The 1,071-nt window shown below is 69.4% G+C and carries 1 protein-coding gene; it reads left to right on the top strand.

Annotated features, from left to right (window positions below; all coding sequences use genetic code 11):
- The coding region (locus tag AC04L7_RS19415) for an NmrA family NAD(P)-binding protein (protein WP_475513805.1) at positions 1–895 on the top strand (895 nt) is incomplete at its 5' end.
- Between the last annotated feature and the right edge of the window lie 176 nt (positions 896–1,071).

Below are 1,071 nucleotides of genomic sequence, written 5' to 3'. Positions count from 1 at the left end.
GGCTTTCCTCCAGGCACGACGAAAAGGAGAGACGCGGATGTACGTCATCATGGGTGGTACGGGGCATGTCGGTTCGGCGGTCGCGCAGGCACTGCTCGACCGCGGCGAAGCAGTGACGATCGTCACGCGCGACGCGAAGCGCGCCGACGCGTGGCGCGCAAAGGGCGCCGAGATCGCCGAGGCGAATATCGAAGACGTGGCGTCGCTGCGCGCGGCGTTGCAGCGCGGGCGCCGCGCCTTCCTGCTCAATCCATCCGCGGACACGTCGGCGGACACCGACACCATCGAGCGGCGCACAGTCGCCAACATCCTCCTGGCGCTCGAAGGCTCGGGGCTGCAGAAGGTGGTGGCGGAATCGACCGGCGGCGCGCAGCCCGGCGAGCGCATCGGCGACCTCAGCGTGCTGTGGGAACTCGAAGAGGGCCTGCGCCGCCAATACATTCCGGCGGCCATCAACCGCGCGGCCTACTACATGAGCAACTGGGACGGACTGCTCGATACGGTGCGCAGCACGGGCAGGCTGCCCACGATGTTCGATCCCGAGCTTGCCATTCCCATGGCCGCGCCGCACGACCTCGGCGAGATCGCGGCCCGCAGGCTGGTGTCCCCGCTCGACGACGTCGGCATCCGCTACGTGGAGGGCCCGCGGCGCTATACCTCGGCCGACGTGGCAAGGGCGTTCTCGCAGGCGCTCGGCCGGCCGGTGGAGCTCGACGTCACGCCGCGCGGCAAGTGGAAGGCAGCGTTCCGCGGCCTCGGCTTTTCCGAAGCTGCCGCGGACTCGTATGCGCGGATGACCGCGGTGAGCATCGACAGCGGCTTCGAGATGCCAGGCGACGCGCTGCGCGGCTCGACGACGCTCGAGGCCTACATCCGCGGCCTGGCGCGAGCCTGACGGCGGCGCGCCACCAATCACCAACGTTCAGGCAGCGAGCACCTGCAGGTTGCCGACACCCGGCAACACGCGCAGCGTGGCGGCCGTCCTCACCGAATAGTCGCGGCTCAGCACCGTGCTGATCTCGATATAGTCGCAGCGCGCTTCGGCCGGCGTAAGGGTCAGCACCGCATAGC

This window comes from Pseudoxanthomonas sp. LjRoot204_2, assembly GCF_056175765.1.
This window is presented reverse-complemented; position numbering and strand designations above follow the sequence as displayed.